We start from the raw sequence: 22,639 nt of genomic DNA, 5'->3' as shown, positions 1-22,639 counted from the left end.
TTGCCAGTTACGCCGTTAAAATCTTGGCGCAACCGATCAGGGCCGGGTATTTCGCCGTCATCAGACGTACCGGCACATCATTCATCAAATCACGGAACCGCCCCTTGGCGATCATGCGGTCCTTAAGCGCGCTTTTCTTCATGTAATCGGTAATGCGCGGACCAATCCCGCCACCGATAAACACCCCGTCAAAGGCCCCGAGGGTTAAAACCAGATCCCCGGCGACACCGCCAAGGAACATGCAAAACCGATCCAACACCTTAAGACACAAGGCATCGCCGTCTTTAAGCGCACCATCGACAACCTCGGCCGCGGTTTTGGGTTCGACATCAATCCCATCAATCGCGGCAAGCGCCCGATAGAGGTTTTCAAGCCCCATGCCCGATAACACACGCTCGGCCGATACGCGATCAAGTTCCTGGCCGAGAAACTTGACGATCTCGTAATCAAGATCATCAATCGCGGGCAGTGACACATGCCCGCCTTCGCCCTGGATCGGCAGCCATTTGCCTTCATGCGGCAAAAGCCCGGACACACCAAGACCGGTGCCAGCCCCAACAACTGCCAATGGCAGCCCCGGACGCCCCGGACCATCAAACAGCGTGATCAGATCTTCGTCACCAAGATAAGGCACCGACATGGCAAGACCGGTAAAGTCATTGACCACCACAAGCCGATCCAGATTGAACTCGGCCTTAAGGGCGTCTTTGGAAAACACCCACGGATTGTTGGTGAACTTGACCGTATCAGCCATCGCCGGGCATGCCACGGCAACGGCGAATTCACGCAAATCCGTGCAATCGGTTTTGGCCATGAAGTCCCGCATGGCATCGCCGATGGTGGCATAGTCACGCACCGGCAATGTCATGGGTGTATGGGGATCGCCCGCCGCATCCAGCCAGGCAAAGCGGGCATTGGTCCCGCCAATATCACCAACCAGCTGCATTACGCGACTTCAGCCTCCCCCGGGAAGGCAGCAGAGGCGCCAAGTTCGGCCAGACCAACATGGTCGCGGAAGACGCCAAACATCTCGCGGCCAAAGCCATCCTGATGTTCGGCCTTATTGTCAAAGGTCGCGAAATCACGTTTGGCCAGTTCTGCGTCGGTGACGTTCAGCAACAGCTGGCCGCTTTCGGCGTCAACACGAATAATATCGCCGTCTTTCACCTTGGCGATCGGGCCGTTCATCATGCCTTCTGGGGTAACGTGAATGGCGGCCGGAACCTTGCCCGATGCGCCCGACATGCGGCCATCGGTCACAAGGGCGACTTTGTAGCCAAGGTCTTGCAGCACACCCAGCGGCGGGGTCAGTTTGTGCAGTTCAGGCATACCGTTGGCTTTGGGGCCCTGGAAGCGGACAACACAGACGACGTCACGATGCAGTTTACCTTCCTTGAAGGCCTCCATCATTTCTTCCTGGGATGTGAATACCGCTGCCGGCGCTTCGATCACACGGTTTTCCGGCTTAACGGCGGAAACCTTGATGACAGAACGGCCAAGATTGCCCGAAAGCATCCGCAAACCACCGTCGGCACTGAATGCCTTTTCGGTCGGACGCAGGATGTCTTCGTCCTGACTGATTTCCGGCGCATCACGCCAGGAAAGCTTGCCATTATCAAGATACGGCTCGGTGCCATAGGCCGCCATGCCACCGGTGTGAATCGTTTCAAGATCCGGGTGCAAAATACCGTTCTTGAGCAGATCGGAAATCACAAAGCCCATGCCACCAGCCGCATGGAAGTGGTTCACATCGGCCTGCCCGTTCGGATAAACACGGCAGAGCAACGGCACAATGCGCGAAAGTTCATCGAAATCATCCCAGCGAAGCTCGATCCCGGCTGCACGCGCCATGGCCGGAAGATGCAGGGTATGGTTGGTCGAGCCGCCGGTGGCGAGCAACCCGACAATCCCGTTCACAAATGCCTTTTCATCAAGGATTTTGCCAATCGGGCGATAGTCATTGCCAAGCTTGGTGATGGCAAGCGCACGACGTGCGGCTTCTTCGGTCAACGCATCACGCAGATCGGTGTTGGGGTTAACGAAGGCCGCCCCCGGCAGATGCAAGCCCATGACTTCCATCAGCATCTGGTTGGAGTTTGCAGTGCCATAGAAGGTGCAGGTACCGGGGCTGTGATAGGACGCGGTTTCGGCCTCAAGCAGTTCCTTGCGGCCAACCTTGCCCTGGGCATAAAGCTGACGCACACGGGCCTTTTCATCGTTGGGAAGCCCCGATGGCATCGGACCGGCCGGCACAAACACCGCCGGAATATGGCCATAGGAAAGCGCGCCCATGACAAGACCCGGAACGATTTTATCGCAGACACCAAGATAAAGGGCAGCATCAAACACATCATGCGACAGCGACACAGCCGTCGACATGGCAATGACATCGCGTGAGAAAAGCGACAGTTCCATACCCGGACGGCCTTGCGTCACGCCATCACACATCGCCGGAACACCACCAGCAACCTGTGCGGTGCCGCCCGCTTCAAACACGGCCTTTTTGATGCGGTCAGGATAAACGCCCAACGGCTGATGGGCCGACAGCATATCGTTATAGGACGTGACGATGCCAAGGTTTGCACCGTCTTCGCCGTTGATGCGCTGCTTTTCTGCTGCGCCACACCCAGCCGAGGCATGGGCAAGGTTGCCACATGAAAGGGCGGAACGATGCGGGCGATCAGATGCCGCTGCCTCGATCTTGGCAAGATATGCTTCGCGGGTTGGTTTGGAACGCTCGATAATGCGTTTGGTAATCTGTTCTATTTCACGTTTCATGGGGTTCAGCCTTTCGGGTTCTCGGCGCTCCACCACAGATCGACGGGGACATCGTTCTGTTGCAAGATTGCGCGAACCGGCATCTCTTCGATTTCCGTGCCGTTTTTCGCGGTTTCATAGGTCGACCATTTGGATTGTCCGGTAATGTGGATGGCAATGTACCGGGCATTGAGGATGGCGGGCAAAGTCATGCTGATGCGCGGGACCGGGGATACGGTCGGGCGGGCAGCGGCAACCAGTTCGCCATGCTTGGGATAAAGCCCGTTACCCAGGGCTTCGGGGGTTGAGGACGGGAAAAGCGATGCGGTATGACCATCATCCCCCATCCCCAAAAATACGATATCAAGCGGCCAGTGCATTTCAGTACGCAAACGCGCGCTGACGGTTTCCACCGCGTCTTCCGGGCTATTATCGGCTGTTTTCAGCGACACAAAGCGGGCGTTCTGTGCTTCGTTGATAAACAGGTTATCTCGTACCAGTTTTTCATTGGACTGATCATCATCAAGCCCGACCCAGCGATCATCGCCAAGGGTTACAATCACCTTTGACCAGTCAAGGCGCGCCTGTGAAAGGGTTTGAAACAGCGGCTTGGGAAAGCGTCCACCGGCGACAGCCATGCTGGCATGGCCGCGGGTTGCGATAGCAAATTCCAGACGATCAATGGTTTCCTTGACCATTGCCGCAAGCATTTCATCGCCGCTTTTGAATGTGCGTTCGTTTGTCATGTCTTCTTCCCGAAGTTGGGGTCATGGCGAGTTTGTGCAAGGCCCCGGCACATACGCACCGGGTATGCACAATGCTAGAACCCGGCTTCTTCGTTCCAGGTCCGGCCATCGCGTTCGATCAGGGCGATGGCAGCAGACGGGCCCCACGTTCCGGCGGTATATCCCTTGGGCGTGATATGATTGTTCTGCCACGCATCCTGAATGGCGTCGACCCACTGCCAGGCAATATCCTGTTCATCGCGGCGGACAAACAGGGTGTTGTTGCCATCAATCGCATCCAGCAAAAGACGCTCATAGGCATCCGGGCTTCGTCCCCCGAACGCCTCTGCAAAGGACAGGTTCAATGCCGTCGGGCGCAGACGCACAAGACCCGGCCCCGGGTTCTTGTTATTGAGCACAAGATGGATACCGTCATCAGGCTGCAGGCGCAGGACCAGCTTGTTGGCCTGATAGTTGGTCATGGATTTTGCCAGCGGGAAAATCTGGTGCGGGACGTCACGGAACTGGATGACGATTTCCGAATGACGCTTGGGCAAACGTTTGCCCGTACGCAGATAGAACGGAACACCAGACCAGCGCCAGTTATCAAGCTCTGCCCGGATCGCAACAAAGGTTTCGGTGGTGCTGTCGGTATTGGCCCCTTCCTCTTCGAGGTAGCCCGGCACTTCCTTGCCACCCACAGCGCCCTTGCGGTACTGGCCGCGCACGGTGGAGCTGTCGATATTGCTATCGTTGATCGGCTGAAGCGCTTTCAGCACCTTGACCTTTTCATCGCGGACCGCATCCTGATCAAGGACATAGGGCGGCTCCATCGCAACAAGGCACAAAAGCTGCAACATATGGTTCTGCACCATATCGCGCATCGCACCGGCATCGTCGTAATAGGACCAGCGGCCCTCGACCCCGACTTCCTCGCCTACCGTGATCTGAACGTGATCGATATGCGCGCTGTTCCACAGCGGCTCGAACATCGCATTGGCAAAGCGCAGGATCATCAGGTTCTGCACCGTTTCCTTGCCAAGATAGTGGTCGATACGGAAAATCTGGTTTTCCTCGAACACTTCACCGATCTGGCCGTTGATTTCGCGGCAACTGTCCAGATCATGGCCCAGCGGCTTTTCAAGCACGACACGGGAATTCGGCGTTACCAGACCGGCCTTTTTCAGATTAAAGGCCATGTCGGCAAACAGCGACGGACTGGTCGAAAAATAAAAGACGCGGTCACGATCAGGCTGATCGGACAGCTTTTCATACAGGACCTTGAACCCGCTTTCATCGCCGGCAGAAACCTGCACATAGGCAATGCGGCTGGCGAACTTCGCCCACGTCTCGGGTTCGAATTCGCCTTTGGGAATGAATTTCTTCCCGGCTTCTTCCAGCTTGGCCCGGAAATCTTCGTCGCTATGTTCGCTGCGCGATGCGCCAAAGATTCGGGTCTCATCATCGAAACGCCCGGTGCGTTCCATTTCATACAGTGCGGGAAAAAGTTTACGTAACGCCAGATCTCCGGTCCCACCGAAAATCACGATATCCGCGATACGATGCTTAAGCCTTTGCCTTTGTTTCATTATGCCCTTAGCCTTCCAACGTTTCCTTCCCGTCGCCAAGGTGGGACCCTGGATCTTGCGATCCTGGCAGACAATCGGGGCACGGCATTTTGCCGTGGTGGCAATCCCGGCCTTTCCGGAACTGCCTATCTGGCAGACAACTGCGCCGCAAGCGGAGCGTTATCGACCGCAAGCCGGCGTTTCGCCTTCCCATTCTGGTCGAACAAATAGCAATCCTGTACCCGGGCAGTTACCCCGACAGAGCTCCCTGATGCGATTGCCGTATCGCCAGCAACACGGGCAACAAAAAGCTCTTCGGCACCGGTCTGCACATAGACGAGGCCAGCCTCGCCCAAATGTTCAACCACATCGACCGTTCCTGCGAACAATGCTGTGTCCTGATCAGCAATGCTGCAATGTTCCGGCCTGACGCCCACTGTTACACGATCTCCTGTGGCAAGACCACTGCCATCAACGGGCAGATCGACGTCTTTACCAGAATCCAGTTTAACCGTAACAGTTTGTTGCGAGACGGCCCCAACAACCGCCGGAACGAAGTTCATTTTAGGCGATCCGATAAAGCCTGCAACAAATTGATTTTGCGGGTGATGATAAAGTTCCAGCGGGGATCCAACCTGCTCGACCCGACCGGCCCGCAAGACGACAATTTTATCGGCCATCGTCATCGCTTCGACCTGATCATGCGTCACATAAATCATCGTGGACTTCAATTTTTCATGAAGCTTTGTCAACTCGATGCGCATTTGCACACGCAGTGACGCGTCAAGGTTCGATAGCGGTTCGTCAAACAGGAACACGCCGGGTTGGCGCACAATCGCACGCCCAATCGCGACACGCTGTCGCTGACCACCGGAAAGTTCCTTGGGCTTGCGGTCAAGAAGCTCTTCAAGCTGCAAGATCTTGGCCACCGCCATGACGCGTTCATGCTGCTCGTCCTTGGACTTTTTCGCCAGATCGAGCCCGAATGCCATGTTGTCAAACACCGACATGTGCGGATAAAGCGCATAGGATTGAAACACCATGGCGACACCACGATCCTTGGGCGCGACATTATTGACGACCTTGCCGCCAATCGACAGTTCCCCGCCAGAGATATCCTCAAGCCCTGCGATCAACCGCAGAAGCGTTGACTTTCCACACCCCGACGGGCCGACAAACACGCAGAACTCGCCATCGCGAATATCAAGATTCACGCCATGAATGACATGGACCGGCCCGAACCGCTTTTCGACCTGCTTTAAAACAACATCAGACATCTTAAACTTCCCTCAGACTTCTTTTGTTATATGGTCCCGAAATAAAAACCCCACCCCGGCAGCGTCAGGCGATCACCTGCAACTGTGCCGGTGGCAAACGGGCAGTTCGGTTCGGATTGTCCGGGCAGTGTGACTGTCACCGGATCAGGGGTGGTGTTGAACACGCAAATCGTGCGCACAACGCCAGACATTCGGGCATAGGCAATGACATCACCGCCCAGATTTTCCAGCATCTCGATATCGCCATTGATGATTTCCGGATGGCTTTTGCGCCATGCCAGAAGATCGCGATAGAAATTCAGCAACGAGTTCGGATCGTCAGTCTGATCTGCCACTGCAAGTGCGCTGTGCTCTGGCGGAACCGGTAACCAAGGCTGATCACCAAAGGTAAATCCACCATGTGGTGCATTGGCATTCAGCCATGGCATCGGCGTGCGGCAACCATCACGGCCCTTGAATTCCGGCCACATTTCAATGCCGTAGGGGTCCTGAAGTAGTTCATAAGGTACAACTGCTTCTTCAAGGCCAAGTTCTTCGCCCTGATAGATGCACGGGGTTCCACGCAGAGAGGTGTAAAGTGCCGGGATCATGCGCAGGCGCGCATCATTGTCCCCGCCCTTGTCCTTGCCCCAGCGGCTGGCAACGCGCATGAAGTCATGGTTGGACACTGCCCAGCACGGCCAGCCATCCCCCAGCACATCAAACACGTTTTTGAGCATGTCCCGCACAAGCCCGGTTTCAAGCGGGCTTTCAAGCAGGTTGATGGTGTAAGCCATGTGAAGCTTATCCCCGCCTGAGGTGTATTCCGCCATGGTCGCAAGCGAATTGTCCGAGCCGATTTCACCCACTGTCGTACTGCCGGAATATTTATCCATCACCGCGCGCAGCTTTTGCAGGAAGGCTATATTTTCCGGGCGCGTCTTGTCATAGACATGCATCTGGCGCGTATAGGGGTTTTCCTTTGGCGCACCTTCCGGGCGATGTGTGCCCGGAACCCATGGCGGGTTATCACGCAGTTCCGCGTCATGAACATAGAAGTTCGCCGTATCAAGCCGGAACCCGTCGACCCCGCGCCGCAGCCAGAATTCGACATCTTCAAGCAACTGCGTCTGTACATCCGGGTTATGGAAATTCAGATCCGGCTGACTGACCAGGAAGTTGTGCATGTAATATTGCTGACGCGTGGTATCGAACTTCCACGCCGACCCGCCAAAGATCGACAGCCAGTTATTGGGTGGCGTGCCATCGGGTTTTGGATCGGCCCAGACATACCAGTCGGCTTTGGGGTTATCACGCGATGAACGACTTTCCTTGAACCAGTCATGCTGATCCGAGCTGTGTGACAGCACCTGATCAATCGTGACCCGCAGGCCCAAGTCATGGGCGCGTTCAACCAGATGATCGAAATCGGCCAGCGTGCCAAACATCGGATCGACATCACGATAGTCGGCCACGTCATATCCGAAATCCTTCATCGGCGAGGTAAAGAACGGCGACAGCCAGATCCCGTCCACACCAAGCGACGCGACATATTCCAGTTTTTGGGTCACCCCCGGCAGATCGCCGATCCCATCACCGTTGGAATCAAAGAAACTGCGCGGATAGATTTGATACAGGACGCCACCGCGCCACCAGTTTTGATCACCGGCCAAAGCCATTTTTGATCACCTTCAAGTCAATTTGGGACGAGATCGCATCAACCTTTGACAGCACCAGCCGTCAGGCCGGACACGATGCGACGTTGGAAAATCAGAACCAGAACAATCAGTGGAACCGTCACGATGACCGATGCCGCCATGATATTGCCCCAAGGCATTTCAAACTGGCTCGCACCTGAAATCAGGGCGATGGCGACCGGCACGGTGCGCTGTTCATTGGTCAGGGTAAAGGTCAGGGCAAACAGGAACTCGTTCCAGGCCATGATGAAGGCCAGAAGTCCGGTGGTTACCATGGCCGGCCACATAACCGGCAGGAACACCCGCGTGATCACCGTCCATGGGCTGGCGCCATCCATGACAGCCGCTTCTTCCAATTCACGGGGCAGTTCGCGCATGAATGCTGTCAGGATCCAGACCGTAAATGGCAAGGTCAGCATCATGTATGAAATCGCCAAACCGAACATGCTGTTATAAAGTCCGACCGCACGGATCAGCTCAAACATGCCCGACAGAACAGCCACTTGCGGGAACATCGACACCGACAAAATGGTGATCAGCAGCAACCCACGTCCGGCGAACTTGACGCGCGCCAGCGCATAGGATGCGGTTACCCCCATCAGAAGGGAAAGAGCAACCACCAGTACGCTGACAAAGATCGAATTGAAGATATTCCGCCCGAACGGCTGGCCTTCGAACACTGACAGATAGTTCGCGAAGCTGAAGCTTTCGGGCAGATAATTGACTTCAAACAGGGCCGATCCGGTTTCGAACGCGGTCAGGATCGCATAGTAAAACGGGAACACCGCAAACAGGACGATCACACCGACCAGCAAATAGAAACCGGCCTTTTTGACGATGTGATTAAAGGTCATATCCATCTTAGTGCCCCCCTTCATCAAGGCGCACACGGCCAATCATGATATAAGCCATGATGCAAAACGCGATTACCAGGAACAGCAAGGTGGATGCGGCAGAGCCATATCCGACTTCCTGAAAATCGACCAATATCTGTCGGGCATAGACCGACATGGTCATGGTGTTGGGATTGTTTGGCGTCAGCACGTAAATCACGTCAAACACCCGAAGAGCATCAAGCGCACGGAAGATAACCGCAACCATCAGGGCTGGCTTGATCAGCGGCAAGGTCACCTTGAAGAACACCTTGACCGGGTGAATGCCATCGACCTTGGCGGCTTCGTAACAGTCACTTGGCAACATCTGAAGGGCTGCAAGTGTCAAAAGCGCCATAAATGGCGTCGTTTTCCAGACATCGACCATGATGACGGCGGCCATCGCCATTTGCGGATTGGCCGTCCATGCGATCGGTGCGTCGATAAAGCCAAGGGCAATGAACAGGTCATTGATGATGCCGAACTGATCATGAAGCATCCAGTTCCACATCTTGGCTGACACAATCGTCGGAATTGCCCACGGGATCAAAACAGCAGCACGGACAAGCGCGCGCCCCTTAAATTCCTGATTGAGGACAAGGGCAACAATGATGCCCAGAACCGTCTCAAGCGAGACCGAAATCACCGAGAAATAAATCGTGTTCCAGACCGCCTGCCACCATTCCGGGTCGGCCAAAAGCCCGAATGTCTCGCCGTCATAAACGGCATAGAAATTCTCAAACCCGATAAAGCCGTAGCTGCCAAGATCAGACAGATTTGCATCGGTAAAGCCGAAGATAAACGTTCGAAGCAAGGGCCAGCCTGCCACTGCGGCCAGAATGACCAGCATCGGGGTCAGGAATAACCAGGCCGAACGCCGTCTTGAACGTGTCAGGGACGAAACCTGCGCCATGTTACTGCTCTTGATATTGAAGTCAGACGGAGCAATGCCCGTCAGTCACCCGGCTTGCCGTTTTGCGATATTAACAGCCGCTACTTCGGATGCGTTCATCACGGCAAACCGGCCTTGTGTCCGTCGGCGGGGCATCGTGTTTTGACGCCCCGCTCGACGGATGGGCGTTACCAACCGGAACGCTTGATGCGTTTAAGGCTACGTTCAAGCCCGGTAAGGGCCTCATCAGCAGTCTGGTTGCCAGAAAGGGCGCCATGAACAGCCTGCCAGAACTCGCTTGAAACCTTGTTATAGTTTGAACCGGTCACAGTTGATGGACGCGGTGCGGCATTGACAAAGGTGTCATAAAGATCGCCAAAGAACGGGTTGACCGAAAGCACTTCTTCGTCCTGATAGAGATCGGCAATCGTCGGGTTATAGGACCCCTTGATGGCACGGCGTTTCTGTTCCTCATAGGAGGTCAGGAACTTCACAAGGTCTGCGGCCAGTTCAGGGTTTTCGGAATATTTGGAGACTGAGAGCTGCCAACCGCCAAGGGCTGCTGCCGAACGGCCATCTTCACCACCCTTTGGCAGGGCAGCGACGCCTACCTTGCCCTTGACCGGGCTGTCAGCAGAGTTTGCCAGCGACCAGGCATAAGGCCAGTTGCGCATGAAGACCGAGTTGCCCGACTGGAACACACCACGTGCTTCTTCTTCGGCATAACCAAGAACGCCTTCCGGCGAAATCGTACCAACCCAGCCCGCAGCAGTGCGGATGGCTTCCTTGGCGGCATCGTTATTGATCGAAATGTCACCATTTGGCTCAACAACCGATCCACCGTTATAGGAAACAACCCATTCCAGCGCGTCGCAGGTCAGACCTTCATACGCACGGCCCTGGAACACATGGCCCCACATCTTGTCATTGCCTGCCTTGCGTTCGCCTTCCTGAATTTTCTGGGCAGTTGCGGTCAGTTGTTCCCAGGTTTCCGGGACGGGCTCACCGTACTTTTCCAGAAGATCCTTGCGGTAATAAAGAACACCTGCATCGGTGTACCACGGCATCGCAACCAGACGATCTTCAAAGGTGTTGTTGGCAACAATGGCTTCAAAGTGTGCTTTGGCCTCTTCGGCCATATGATCGTTCAGATCAATGAAGTGATTACCAAGAATACCTGGCCAGATCACGTCGATCTGAAAGACGTCGATATCGGCCGAACCGGCGGCCAGAATTTGCTGGTAAAGGGCCAGACGTTCCGTGGTGGAGTTCGGAGTGGAAATCACCGAAACCTCGTTACCGGTTTTGGCCGCCCAAGCATCGACACCTTCCTGACACAACGCAAGTTCCTGACCAACCGCGCCACACGAAATCGAAATTTTGGCTGCATGTGCCGCCCCGGCGATGGTGATGGCTGCGCCAAAGACGCCCGCAGTCGCGAGCAACTTTTTCATCAAGGTCATGGAGACCTCCCTATATTGATGTTTGTTTTCCATGCAGCCTTTTGGCGGCTGCCTTGTTTGTTCTTATTGGACGTATTTCTGTGCAGGATGGGTTCCGCGCCAGAACCCCAGTCGCACTATCCGGCTACAATCAATTCGGATTTTGCTTTCCCGGCGCGGAACCATCCGATTGAAAAAGGATACGCCTGATATGACCTTTTCAAAGTGTCATATCCTTCAAAGGATGATACTATTCTGCAAATTCAACGCCAATAGTCCTACAATTGACGGGTTAAAATGCGAATCATCCAGGAACGAATTACCAATCCAGATGGGTATAGCTGGGGTTATTTCCATTATGTCTGGGATGATTTCCGTTGTAACTGGCACCAGCACCCGGAATATGAGATGACCCTGACGCTCAACGCCAAAGGGTCGCGTCTGATTGGTGATCATCGTCAGGATTTCGATGGCATCGACTTTGCCATGGTCGGCCCCAACCTGCCCCATTTATGGGAATGCAAACGTATCGACCCGTCCCGCCCGATTGAAGTTTATGTCATGTGGCTGTCTCAGGAATGGGTGCAGAACCTGACCCATGACTTTGTCGAATTTGCCGACTTCCACGAATTGTTTGATCGGGCACGCCGCGGTCTTTCCTTTACCGAAGACGCGGTTGCCAAGGTAGAGAGTATCTGTCCCAAGCTTGATAGTGCCAAACCACGCGCACGCTTCATCCTGATGATTGAGATGCTGGAAACCCTTCTTGCCGGGATTGACCGTCCCTTGGCATCCGCCAATTTCCGGGGCGAGGCTGGTCATAACAGTGAATCGATCCGGGTTGACCGCGCCCTTGCCTTCATCCATGCCCATCACGCTGAACCGCTACGCGTTTCTGCTTTGGCCGATGTCGCGGGTGTAAGTGAAAGCAGCTTCTATCGTCTGTTCAAACGATATACCGGGCGCAGCGTGGTGGAATATTTGAACGAATACCGCATCTCGCGGGCGTGCGTTCAGTTGTCACGCACCGATCTGCCAATTTATCAGATTGCGGAAAATAACGGCTTTCCCAACCTGTCCAACTTCAATCGTCGCTTCCGGCAATATCGCGGCAAATCGGCCAATGCCTATCGCGAGAACATCCGCGTTCATGGCCAGTTCCCCGATCATCCGCCGACACCGGCCGCAGTCGCAGGTGCCGTTCCCGCCCGACCGCTTCCAAGCGAAGTTGATGGCATCCCGTCACGCACAGCCATCCCGGCAGCAACGATTGATGCGGCCGAGTAAAAGAACATCGGCGTTCTTTTTATCATGACTCGCGCAAAGGCACTGTTTTCTGCGGATTTCATTAAACCCGAGTCTCACCCTTTAACGTAAATGTTCTCATTCTCACCCAAAAATGAGAACATTTGAGAACAGAATATTTATATTTAATATCAAATACTTAATATATGTATCCGCATTTTGTTCCAATTTTGTTCTTGCGAGAACAAAATCAGAACAGTATGGTTTCCTCAGACAGATTGAGAAGGACACACCATGTTGAAACTGATCGAGAACCCGACCCGCTTAAACGAGCTTTGCAGCACAGTCGCTGTTGTCGGCAGCACAGGATTTTTCCTGTTTGTGATCGGACTTGGCATGGCCCAAACCCTTCGCGGTCTTGTCTAGGAATTCCCAACACACGTTATTTGTGTTTCTGAGGCCCGGACCATAAGCCACCCAGCTTTTGTCCATCACGGGCGTCTGACCGGCAGGCAACCCCGCACCCAAACCCTGTCCCGCCTGTCGGTCAGACCTTCCCTACGCCCGGTCTTCCCCATGGGGCCTCATGGACCGCAATAATTCTTTCCGCATACTCCGCCTACTGGCGCCGCTATTTCCCCAATAGCGGCGCTTTTTTTTTGATTTGCACGTACCCGGCACCAGATTGACCCCAACAAAAAACATGAGCCTTCCTCACATTTTCTCCGTCAATCGACCGCCAAGCTCCAACGTTACGTGCCAAAAACTTTTTATTGCATCGCAACAGTTTACGCTGCATTGCAAAATTTCACTCGACAAACCGGCAAAATTTCGTTTGAATCAGGCTGAAAAAAGATAATTCGTCATTTCCTCATACTTTATGGCTATTGCTTGTCTGCGGAACTCAAGTAGGCTTTGAAGCAACAATTGGATTTCAGAACGCTGATCCCCAGATAATGAGCAACGGGCGTCAGATCGGACAACGGAAATTATTCGTCCCGACCGGAACTCTGAAAAAAGCCAGATTACGCGCGCAGGTACGCTGTGCGCGGATAAAACAGGGTGAAATGCCGTAAACCAGGTCGGTGACCACACAAACTTTGTCGGTCACCCGGGAGTGAGAATAAATGCTGTATCACCTTTATGAATTGCAGCACGCCACAATAAGCCCGCTTCGCATGGCCGCAGATGCCAGCAAGAAGTGGCTGCGCAATCCGGCCAATCCAATGTCCTATACCCATCAGGGTCGGGCAGCGGCCGCAGCGTGTGACGTGTTCACGCATATTACCCATCGTTACGGCAAACCGGAATTCGGTCTGGACACGACGGTGATCAACGGTGAAACCGTGCCGATCACCGAAGAAATCGTCCACAGCGAAGCTTTTTGCAATCTGTTGCATTTCAAGCGCGAAACCGACCATCTGAAAACGCAGCCCGATGACCCGCGCCTGTTGATTGTGGCACCGCTTTCTGGACACTTTTCAACACTTCTGCGTGGCACGGTCGAAGCACTTCTGCCCGATCATGATGTCTATATCACCGACTGGATTGATGCCCGTCTGGTGCCCGTCCACCTTGGCCATTTCGATCTGGATAGCTATATCGATTATCTGATGCGCTTCTTGCGCAAGCTTGGCCCGAACACGCATATGATGGCCGTTTGTCAGCCCTCTGTGCCGGTGGTTGCCGCAGCATCCCTGATGGCAGCAGGCAACGAAGCCTGCCAGCCGGCATCGATGACCCTGATGGGGGGCCCGATTGATACCCGCGAAAACCCGACCGAGGTCAACAAGTTCGCCAAGCAACATACCCTTGACTGGTTTGAGCAGCATGTAATTTCACACGTGCCCCTGCCGCATGCGGGTGTGATGCGCCGGGTTTACCCGGGCTTTATGCAGCTTGCAGGCTTCATGAGCATGAATTGGGATCGTCACGTTTCCGCCCATCACGACATGTTCAATCACCTTGTCGAAGGTGATGGCGAAAGTGCCGATGCCAAGCGTCATTTTTATCAGGAATATCTGGCGGTCATGGATATGACAGCCGAGTTTTATCTGCAGACGCTGAAGGTCGTGTTCCACGAACACAGCCTGCCCGAAGGTACGATGCGCTGGCAGGGTGTTCCGGTTGATCCATCCGCCATCACCAAAACGGCCCTTCTGACGGTTGAAGGTGAACGTGATGACATTACCGGCATGGGACAGACCCGCGCGGCCCACAAACTGACCACCAATCTGCCTGACAATATGCGCATGCATCACCTGCAGCAGGGTGTCGGCCATTACGGCGTCTTTAACGGGCGTCGCTGGCGTGAACAGATTAGCCCGCGGATCAAGGAATTCATCCGCCGTCACGATCATGAAGGCAAAGGTGCGCGAAGCGCTCCCAATGTCACGCATATCAACGCGGCCGAATAACACCTAACCGCAACCATATCAAAAGCCGCCTGCATAAAAGCAGGCGGCTTTTTTGGTTTGATCACAGTACTGCCAATGACAAAAAGGCACAGGTGAACCGCCCTTCGCGGCAACGCGTAAAGTCTTAAACAGCAAAACAACGACTGAGCCCACCACCATGACCAGCTTGACGACATTTGACACTTTTCCAAAAGACAGCCTTGCCGTCGTCTGTGGCGCAACAGGCGGCATCGGAAAGGCCTTTGTCGATCATTTGCGGGCCAGCGGGCGGTTTTCCGGGGTGATTGCGCTTTCGCGATCCAGCAGCCCTGCCCTTGATTTTGATCGCCCGGAAACCGTCGCCGAATGTGCGGATTATGTCAAATCGGTTGGTGGCGAAGTGCGCCTGATCATTGATGCCACCGGCTATCTGCATGATGAAACCTTCCAGCCGGAAAAATCCCTGCGCCACATTGATGCCGACTACATGGCCAAGCAGTTTCAGATCAACGCGATTGGCCCGGCGCTTTTGATGAAGCATTTCTGCCCTCTGTTGCCGCGTTCAGGCAAATCGGTGTTTGCCACCCTGTCGGCCAAGGTCGGCAGTATTGGTGATAATCGCATGGGGGGCTGGTACGGATACCGTGCGGCCAAGGCAGCGCTTAATCAGCTGGTCAAATGCACCGCGATTGAAATCGGGCGGAACAAACGTGATTGCGTTTGCGTGACCCTTCATCCCGGCACGGTCGATACCGGGCTTTCCGGTCCGTTTGCCAAATCCGGACTGAAAGTACAAAGCCCGGACGAGGCGACGGCCAATATGCTCAACGTTATTGATCAGCTTGATGCCCAGAAATCGGGCGGGTTCTTTGCCTATGACGGCACGGAACTGCCTTGGTGATCCGTGCTTAATCAAACAGCTTGGTCAGAAGGGCGTGCTGTAAAAGGATCACGGTCTTGGCATCGCGGATACGACCATCGGCCATCATCGGAATGATGTCGTCAAAGCCGATCTCAAGCACATGGATATCCTCGCCCTCCTCGTGCAGGCCGCCACCATCCCCTTCGCGGTGATCGCGGGTGACTTCGGCAACGAACAGATGCAGACGTTCGGTCACAGATCCCGGGCTCATGAACAGATCAAAGACTTGACGGGGCTTTCCGATCTTATAGCCGGTTTCTTCTTCGACCTCGGCAATGACGGCTGCGGCCGGATCACGATCATCCAGCACACCTGCCGGGACTTCGATCAACATGCCGTCTTCGTTGCCATTGACAAAGCTTGGCAGGCGAAACTGTCGGGTGAGGATGACTGTGCGGTCCGTGCGGTTATAAAGCAGGATGCCCGCACCATTGCCACGTTCATAAGCTTCGCGCGTCTGACTTTGCCATGATCCATCTGATCGTTTCAGATCAAAGCTGACGCGATAAAGCCGATACCAGTTGTCCGACAGACATTCGATATCACTGACTCGGACGTGATCCTGATCGGGAATAGACCAACCTTTGGGCAGATCGAACATGATGGCGTCACCGGACTAGCGTTTCAGGAAGGCAGACAGGGTCAAAAGCACGGCATCGGGTTTCTCGGCATGGACCCAGTGACCAGCGCCCTTGATGCTGGTAAAGGCCGCCTTGGGGAAAAGCGATTTGATGTGATCACGGTCCTTGGGATCGACATAGTGCGAATTGGCACCCGAAATAAACAGCACGTCGCCATCATACTGATCGGCAAGCCCGTCCGTTGGCCAACCGATGATATCGTCAAGATGGTTGGCCATGGCGTCGATATTGACCTGCCATGACATCGCGCCCGTTTCCTTGTCAGTCGCGACATTCTGGGCAAGGAATTGACGCACGCCTTTTTCCGATACGCCAGAAGACAGGGCGTCTTCGACCTCGGAGCGGCGCGAAATGGTGGAAAAGTCGACATCGCGCATGGCGCTGATATAGCCGCTATAATCATGGTCATAGGAAACCGGGGCAATATCGACCACGACCAGATCGGCAACCAAACAGGCATCGGCCGAAAGGGAAAGCACCATTGATGCCTTACCGCCCATCGAATGCCCGACCAGATGCACCGGTTTATCGGATACCTCACTGATCAGTTCGGCCAGATCGGCCGCCATGGCCGGATAGGTCATTTCCGCGTCCCAGTCGGAGCGGCCGTGATTTCGCAAATCAGCGGTAACAACGTGATACTTTTCCGCCAGTCGCCGTGCGATGGCCGTCCAGTTGCGGGCCTGACCAAACAGGCCATGGACAATCACGATGGTGCCGTTGTCACGGCTTTCTTCGCCAAAGGCGTAATGGGCAAGTTTCATAAAGACCAACTTCTGCGCAATTCGAACGGGGTCGATCCCCCTTAATAGCGGTGCAAACTGCGAAGGTGAAGTGCCCAAACAAAAACACCTCCGCAACAACGAGATGCGGAGGCGTTTTTAAGCGTACCGATTGAACGGTCGCAGGGTGTGGTTGGCTGCGCAATTACGCGCCAGCAGCAACACCACCGTGGGGTTTGTTGTGTGCGCCAAACAGGGCACCAACTTTGCGTACCAGTGCAACAAGCATCTGACGCATAGCCTGTGCACGGAGATATTCAGCTTCGCGCTGCAGGGCAACCAGGTCATAATCACGATACATTTTCATGTCCGTTTCCTCTTAAAAGCATCCGGCGTTGTTCCCGCCGGGGTTTCGCTGTGTGTTTCGTTAAACCCGGTGTACGCCTGTTTGATCATACCGACGAGAAGAGTTTTATCACCCCAAACATGCACTCAACGCATACCTATGATCAACAATGAGATAATTCCGTCATGCATATTTCACATATTTGTATCATGACAAATAAGGCGTTCGTTTTGCTCACATTTTCACACTCTGAAACCCTTAACATCCCGTCAGATCTATGATGACCCTAATATGAAGATGCTGCCCGACGGTATTTCAAGTCCTGCGCAGAAGAAAAATCATCGAAAAATACTTGGTGCAGATCGATTTTTCGCCAAATGCGGTCAAAATTGCAGATATTTTCGCCAGAGTCACACCGCACAATTTTGCATAGCTCGCCCAAAAGCAGAAAACGGCAATACCCGGTCAGGATATTGCCGTTTTACGATCCGCCTATCCGGGGATTCTTTACACGCCTTCAGATGCCCGACTTAAGGGCGTAATTGAGGTATTTGGGTTCAAGATATTCCTCAAGCCCCCAATGACCGCCTTCGCGGCCCTGACCACTTTCCTTGACCCCGCCAAACGGCGCACCTTCGTGGCTGGTGGTGCCATCATTGATGCCGACCACACCGACTTCCAGACGATCGGCAAGCCGTTGGATACGCCCGATATCGCGACTGTAGATATAAGAAGACAGTCCGGTGCGCACCCGATTGGCAAGTGTGATCACGTCATCTTCGGTGCCAAACCGATAGATCGGCGCCACCGGGGCAAACAGTTCCTCGTCAAAGCAATCTGCATCATCGGGCACATCGGTCATCACAAGTGGCCGGGTGAAAAAGCCTTCGTCGGGCAAGGGCGCGCCATAGATCAGGTTTGCACCGCGCTTTTGGGCATCGGCGACAAGGCGTTCGACCTTCGCCACCGCTTGACGGTTGATCAGTGGCCCCAATTCCGTGCCGGGCACAAATCCATTGCCGATGGTCTGTACCTTGCTGGCGGCAACGAACTTTTCGACAAAGGCATCATAGATACCGTCCTGGACAAAGATGCGGTTGGCACAAACGCAGGTCTGGCCACCGTTGCGGAACTTTGAAATCATCGCGCCCGCAACGGCCGCATCAAGATCAGCATCATCCATGACGATAAAGGGCGCGTTGCCGCCGAGCTCCAGCGAGAGCTTTTTCATCGTCGGCGCGCATTGTTCCATCAACCGTTTGCCCACCGAGGTTGAACCGGTGAAGGACAACATCCGAACGCGCTGATCGCCTGTCAGGGCCTCGCCTATCGGGTGGGGCAAACCGGTCACGACGTTAAACACACCGGGCGGAAAACCGGCCTGCTCGGCCAGCTTGGCCGCCGCCAATGCCGAAAGCGGGGTATCCTCGGCCGGTTTGACAATCACGGTACAGCCCGCCGCCAATGCCGGCGCACATTTGCGCACCACCATGGTCAGCGGGAAATTCCACGGCGTAATCGCCGCGACCACACCTACGGGGTGTTTTTGCACAACAACACGCCGGTCTCGCTGGGTAGCAGGCATGGTTTGACCATAGGCGCGCTTGGCTTCTTCGCCATACCATTCGGCATAGGCAATCGCACCGACCACTTCGCGAAGTGCCTGATCAAGGGGTTTGCCCTGTTCAAGCGTGATCAGCGCTGCCAGATCCTCTTGATGGGTTTCAAGCAGATCGCGCCAACGGCGTAAAATATCGCTCCGTTCGCGCGCCAGCATCCGCGACCAGGCCGGAAAGGCGTCGTGGGCGGCATCAATCGCCTGACGAGCTTCGGAAGTCCGCATGAAGGGAACGGCACCGACGACGTCGCCCTTTGCCGGATCAATAACGTCCAGCGTTTCACGACTGTCCGCTGCCCGCCATTCACCATTGATATAGGCATACTTGAGGTTCCAGTCGCGGATAAGGGCGCGTGCACGCGCGCGTCCCTCACGAATAAGGGTCTCATTGGCCTGTGGATCCGGGGCGGATGATGCGGAGGGTGAATTATTCCGGGTGGCAGCGGACATGGGCGGGACTTCCTTGGCACGCAATAACAAAAACTTTGGTGATCACGCGCTTGTGATTACTGTTTCGGGGGCGTTGCTGGGACACTAAGCCTTGCGGCGGGCTAATGGCAATAACGTGCTTACATCTCAATATAAAAAACTAAAACTGAACGCTGCACTCAGAGAGACACTTTAACGCGTTTTGGAGAGAGAACCCAAGATGAAGAAGCTCCTTTTTGCCGGTCTCCTCGGCACGATCATAACTGCAGGCGCCACATTCCCGATGACGGCACAGGCCGATGAAGCATCCGACAACGCCGCGGTTGAAAACCGCAAGATGCTTATGGATGGCATTGGCGGCGCAATGGGTACACTTGGCTGCTATATGAAGGGCGAATGCACCCTGCCCGATCCGGTTCTGGCCAATCTGGCCAAAGGCATTGCGTTTTCAGCGGGGGCTGCCCCAGCAGCATTTGAACCCCAAACACCCGATGCAACCGTCAAAACCACGGCAACTGCCGATGTCTGGACCGATTGGGATGATTTCGCCGGTCGCTTCCCGGAATTGCAAACAGCCGCCCTCGCCCTTGCCGATGCTGTCGGTGACAAGGGTGCCATGGGTGCAGCGATGGGCAATCTTGGCAAGAACTGCAAAGCCTGCCACGACGAATTCCGCACCAAGTAAAATTTGATCTTGCGGCCCCACCCGGTCATGGGGTTTGCAGGCAAATCAAAAAGGCCAACGTTCCATCAAGGGAACGTTGGCCTTTGTCATTATCATTTGTTTTCCCGCACTAACCGCGCGCCAGCGTCACACCGCCCCACACCACAAGCGCACAGATAATCAGGAGCACAATCCCCAGCACAGGTGAGGCAAACCGGATATTTGCAAAGCGCCCTGCCAGTTCGACCGGCACGCGGCGAGTGCCAATGACAATCGCCCGGATCAGGTTTTCGCGTTTGACGACAAGATAGAACAGGGCAGCGAACACGTGCAGACCAACAGCGGCATAGATCAGATTGATGTTGGTGTGATGGATCCAGTTCATGATGCTGGCAACATCGGAACTGACATAGGCAACAAGTGGCCCGTCAAAGAACAGGAAGGTATCCTCGCTGGCAAACAGGCCAGATACCGCTTGCACCCCGACCAGTAAAATCATGACCAAAACCATCCAGCCCCCTGCCGGATTGTGCCCGGCATAGGTCAGTTCGGACATTGTCCCGTTCGGAATTTTAAGCACGTAATTGATCACGCGCTTGGGGCCGGTCAGGAAATCGGCAAAGCGGGCGTTTGAACTGCCAACAAAGCCCCAGATGATGCGAAAGATCACAAGGGCGAGGACGCTGTAACCGGCAATCGCATGGATATCAATCATCACCTGCCGATTGGTCCACCAAGCGGTGACAATGGCAATGACAAGGGCCCAGTGAAAAAGACGAACCGGGAAGTCCCAAAGTTTGACTTTCTTTTCGTCTGCGGATGGGGTGCTCATCGGATCTCTCTCTTTGCGCGAACGGTGGTTCTTGGATTGCGGAAAAAATCGCAGATCATTTTCCGTCAAGAAACTTAAAGACAGATCAATTTTCCATACCACTAAAAATTGTCCGCGATGCTGGGGCAACCAACGGTTATCACATTACCGAAAACTAAAACTTTGCGAATTGCCAATTCTTTAATTGAAAATCATTCTCACAAGCAGTATCAATTGGCGGAAGCAAAGTGATCAGGGTCACAGTTACTGTGCGCGTTCAGTTTTCGGGCGTGACGGATTTTCACCTTGATCGAAGGGGCTTTTGCCCTTGGCTCACCATTCAGGGATAGATGGGAACTCCTATGAAGATCGCAAAGATTCTGGGTACGGCCGCACTGGTCACTACCCTTGGCGCGCAGGCTTATGCCGCACCGGCCGCCAAAGACGTGCTGACCACTTATGCCGATATCGCGCATGCCGGTTACGAAGATTCACTGATCACCGCCAAGGAACTGCAGGCGGCGATTGATGAGCTGGTTGCAAATCCGTCGGCTTCGACCTTTGATGCCGCGAAATCCGCATGGCTGGCGTCGCGCGCACCCTATCAGCAGACCGAAGTTTATCGTTTCGGCAACGCGATTGTTGATGACTGGGAAGGCAAGGTTAATGCCTGGCCGCTTGATGAAGGTCTGATCGACTATGTCGAAACCGGCCTTTACGGCGAAGAAAGCGAAGAAAACCCGGCTTACACCGCCAATGTGATTGCCAACCCGACCCTGACCATTTCGGGCGAAACCATTGATGCATCGACCATTGATGCAGCTTTGCTTGAAAGCCTGCATGAAATCGACGATGTCGAAGCAAACGTTGCCACCGGCTACCACGCGATTGAATTCCTTCTTTGGGGGCAGGACCTGCATGGCACGGATGCCGGTGCTGGCGAACGTAAATGGACCGACTATGCATCGGGTGATACCTGCACCAATGGTAATTGCGACCGTCGTGGTGAATACCTTCAGGCGGCAGTTGATCTGATGGTTTCCGATCTTGAATGGATGACCGCACAGTGGGCCCAAGGCGGCGAAGCACGCGAAACCGTTCTTGAAGGTGATGGCGTGCCGGGCCTGACCGCGATTGTGACCGGCATGGGTTCGCTTTCTTATGGCGAACTGGGCGGCGAGCGCACCAAGCTTGGCCTGCTGCTGCATGATCCGGAAGAAGAGCATGACTGCTTCTCGGACAACACCCACAACAGCCACTTCTACGACGCACTGGGCATCCAGAACGTTTACCTTGGTCGTTACACCCGTGTTGATGGTTCGGTCGTTGAAGGCCCGTCGCTTTCTGATCTGGTTGCGGCCAATGACGCGGCACTGGATACCGAACTGCGTGCCAAGCTGGCGGCATCGGTTGTTGCCGGTAAAGTCATGGTCACCCGCGCGAAGGGCGGCGAAGCCTTTGATCAGCTGATCGCCATGGGCAACGAAGATGGCAATGCCGTCGTTCAGAACTTTGTTGATGCACTTGTTGATCAGACCAAATCGATCGAACAGATCATTGCCGCAGTTGGCATCGATGGTATCGAGTTCGAAGGTTCTGACAGCCTCGACAATCCGGCTGCTGTCAACTAATCCTG

At 54.6% G+C, this 22,639-nt stretch carries 20 protein-coding genes; 6 read left to right on the top strand and 14 right to left on the bottom strand.

Annotated features, from left to right (window positions below):
• Window positions 1-7: 7 nt before the first annotated feature.
• From glk to DY252_RS08610, 9 genes are all read right to left on the bottom strand, one after another.
• A complete protein-coding gene (gene glk / locus DY252_RS08650; RefSeq protein WP_064790528.1) occupies window positions 8-946 on the bottom strand; it encodes a glucokinase in 939 nt (312 codons plus the stop codon).
• On the bottom strand, window positions 946-2,778 hold the full coding sequence (gene edd / locus DY252_RS08645) for a phosphogluconate dehydratase (protein WP_064790527.1): 1,833 nt from the start codon (window positions 2,776-2,778) through the stop codon (window positions 946-948). The genes glk and edd overlap by 1 nt, the downstream gene beginning before the upstream one ends.
• Before the next feature lie 5 nt (window positions 2,779-2,783).
• On the bottom strand, window positions 2,784-3,503 hold the full coding sequence (gene pgl, locus DY252_RS08640) for a 6-phosphogluconolactonase (protein WP_064790526.1): 720 nt from the start codon (window positions 3,501-3,503) through the stop codon (window positions 2,784-2,786).
• A gap of 74 nt (window positions 3,504-3,577) precedes the next feature.
• Entirely contained in the window at window positions 3,578-5,071 is a 1,494-nt protein-coding gene (zwf, locus tag DY252_RS08635) for a glucose-6-phosphate dehydrogenase (protein WP_064790525.1), read from the bottom strand.
• Between the two features lie 125 nt (window positions 5,072-5,196).
• Complete coding sequence (locus DY252_RS08630) at window positions 5,197-6,327, bottom strand: ABC transporter ATP-binding protein (protein ID WP_064790524.1); 1,131 nt, start codon at window positions 6,325-6,327, stop codon at window positions 5,197-5,199.
• Between the two features lie 26 nt (window positions 6,328-6,353).
• Complete coding sequence (locus tag DY252_RS08625) at window positions 6,354-7,985, bottom strand: alpha-glucosidase (RefSeq protein WP_064790523.1); 1,632 nt, start codon at window positions 7,983-7,985, stop codon at window positions 6,354-6,356.
• A gap of 38 nt (window positions 7,986-8,023) precedes the next feature.
• Window positions 8,024-8,863 carry a carbohydrate ABC transporter permease gene (locus tag DY252_RS08620; protein ID WP_231959818.1) on the bottom strand — a complete coding sequence of 280 codons (840 nt, stop codon included), beginning with the start codon at window positions 8,861-8,863 and terminating at the stop codon, window positions 8,024-8,026.
• Window position 8,864: 1 nt separating this feature from the next.
• Entirely contained in the window at window positions 8,865-9,788 is a 924-nt protein-coding gene (locus DY252_RS08615) for a carbohydrate ABC transporter permease (RefSeq protein ID WP_064790522.1), read from the bottom strand.
• A 167-nt stretch (window positions 9,789-9,955) separates the two neighbouring features.
• Window positions 9,956-11,230 carry an ABC transporter substrate-binding protein gene (locus DY252_RS08610; RefSeq protein ID WP_197482611.1) on the bottom strand — a complete coding sequence of 425 codons (1,275 nt, stop codon included), beginning with the start codon at window positions 11,228-11,230 and terminating at the stop codon, window positions 9,956-9,958.
• A 276-nt stretch (window positions 11,231-11,506) separates the two neighbouring features.
• Here DY252_RS08610 and DY252_RS08605 point away from each other — a divergent pair, with 276 nt between their 5' ends.
• From DY252_RS08605 to DY252_RS08595, 4 genes are all read left to right on the top strand, one after another.
• Complete coding sequence (locus DY252_RS08605) at window positions 11,507-12,496, top strand: AraC family transcriptional regulator (RefSeq protein WP_064790521.1); 990 nt, start codon at window positions 11,507-11,509, stop codon at window positions 12,494-12,496.
• 252 nt (window positions 12,497-12,748) lie between these two features.
• Entirely contained in the window at window positions 12,749-12,880 is a 132-nt protein-coding gene (locus tag DY252_RS22675; protein WP_255356223.1) for a hypothetical protein, read from the top strand.
• A 701-nt stretch (window positions 12,881-13,581) separates the two neighbouring features.
• On the top strand, window positions 13,582-14,871 hold the full coding sequence (locus DY252_RS08600; protein WP_064790520.1) for a polyhydroxyalkanoate depolymerase: 1,290 nt from the start codon (window positions 13,582-13,584) through the stop codon (window positions 14,869-14,871).
• Window positions 14,872-15,028: 157 nt separating this feature from the next.
• Window positions 15,029-15,751: an SDR family oxidoreductase gene (locus DY252_RS08595; RefSeq protein ID WP_064790519.1), complete on the top strand. Its 723-nt coding sequence runs from the start codon at window positions 15,029-15,031 to the stop codon at window positions 15,749-15,751.
• A gap of 7 nt (window positions 15,752-15,758) precedes the next feature.
• On the opposite strand, the gene DY252_RS08590 is transcribed toward DY252_RS08595, so the two are convergent.
• From DY252_RS08590 to DY252_RS08580, 4 genes are all read right to left on the bottom strand, one after another.
• A complete protein-coding gene (locus tag DY252_RS08590) occupies window positions 15,759-16,373 on the bottom strand; it encodes an NUDIX domain-containing protein (RefSeq protein ID WP_064790518.1) in 615 nt (204 codons plus the stop codon).
• A gap of 15 nt (window positions 16,374-16,388) precedes the next feature.
• A complete protein-coding gene (locus DY252_RS08585; RefSeq protein ID WP_064790517.1) occupies window positions 16,389-17,177 on the bottom strand; it encodes an alpha/beta fold hydrolase in 789 nt (262 codons plus the stop codon).
• Window positions 17,178-17,340: 163 nt separating this feature from the next.
• Window positions 17,341-17,502: an RSP_7527 family protein gene (locus tag DY252_RS22145; RefSeq protein ID WP_156518953.1), complete on the bottom strand. Its 162-nt coding sequence runs from the start codon at window positions 17,500-17,502 to the stop codon at window positions 17,341-17,343.
• Window positions 17,503-17,998: 496 nt separating this feature from the next.
• Entirely contained in the window at window positions 17,999-19,549 is a 1,551-nt protein-coding gene (locus DY252_RS08580) for an NAD-dependent succinate-semialdehyde dehydrogenase (protein WP_231959817.1), read from the bottom strand.
• Window positions 19,550-19,748: 199 nt separating this feature from the next.
• Between DY252_RS08580 and DY252_RS08575 the strand changes: the two genes are divergently transcribed.
• Window positions 19,749-20,213: a c-type cytochrome gene (locus tag DY252_RS08575; RefSeq protein WP_064790516.1), complete on the top strand. Its 465-nt coding sequence runs from the start codon at window positions 19,749-19,751 to the stop codon at window positions 20,211-20,213.
• 109 nt (window positions 20,214-20,322) lie between these two features.
• Here DY252_RS08575 and DY252_RS08570 read toward each other — a convergent pair whose 3' ends face one another.
• Window positions 20,323-21,024, bottom strand: a complete 702-nt coding sequence (locus DY252_RS08570) for a cytochrome b/b6 domain-containing protein (protein WP_064790515.1) — start codon at window positions 21,022-21,024, stop codon at window positions 20,323-20,325.
• Between the two features lie 341 nt (window positions 21,025-21,365).
• Between DY252_RS08570 and DY252_RS08565 the strand changes: the two genes are divergently transcribed.
• On the top strand, window positions 21,366-22,634 hold the full coding sequence (locus DY252_RS08565; protein WP_064790514.1) for an imelysin family protein: 1,269 nt from the start codon (window positions 21,366-21,368) through the stop codon (window positions 22,632-22,634).
• The last annotated feature ends 5 nt before the right edge of the window (window positions 22,635-22,639 follow it).

The sequence above is a fragment of the Thalassospira indica genome, assembly GCF_003403095.1.
Taxonomy (GTDB): Bacteria; Pseudomonadota; Alphaproteobacteria; order Rhodospirillales; family Thalassospiraceae; genus Thalassospira; species Thalassospira indica.
The sequence above is the reverse complement of the archived record's forward strand: the minus strand, read 5'-3'. Positions and strand labels throughout refer to the sequence as shown.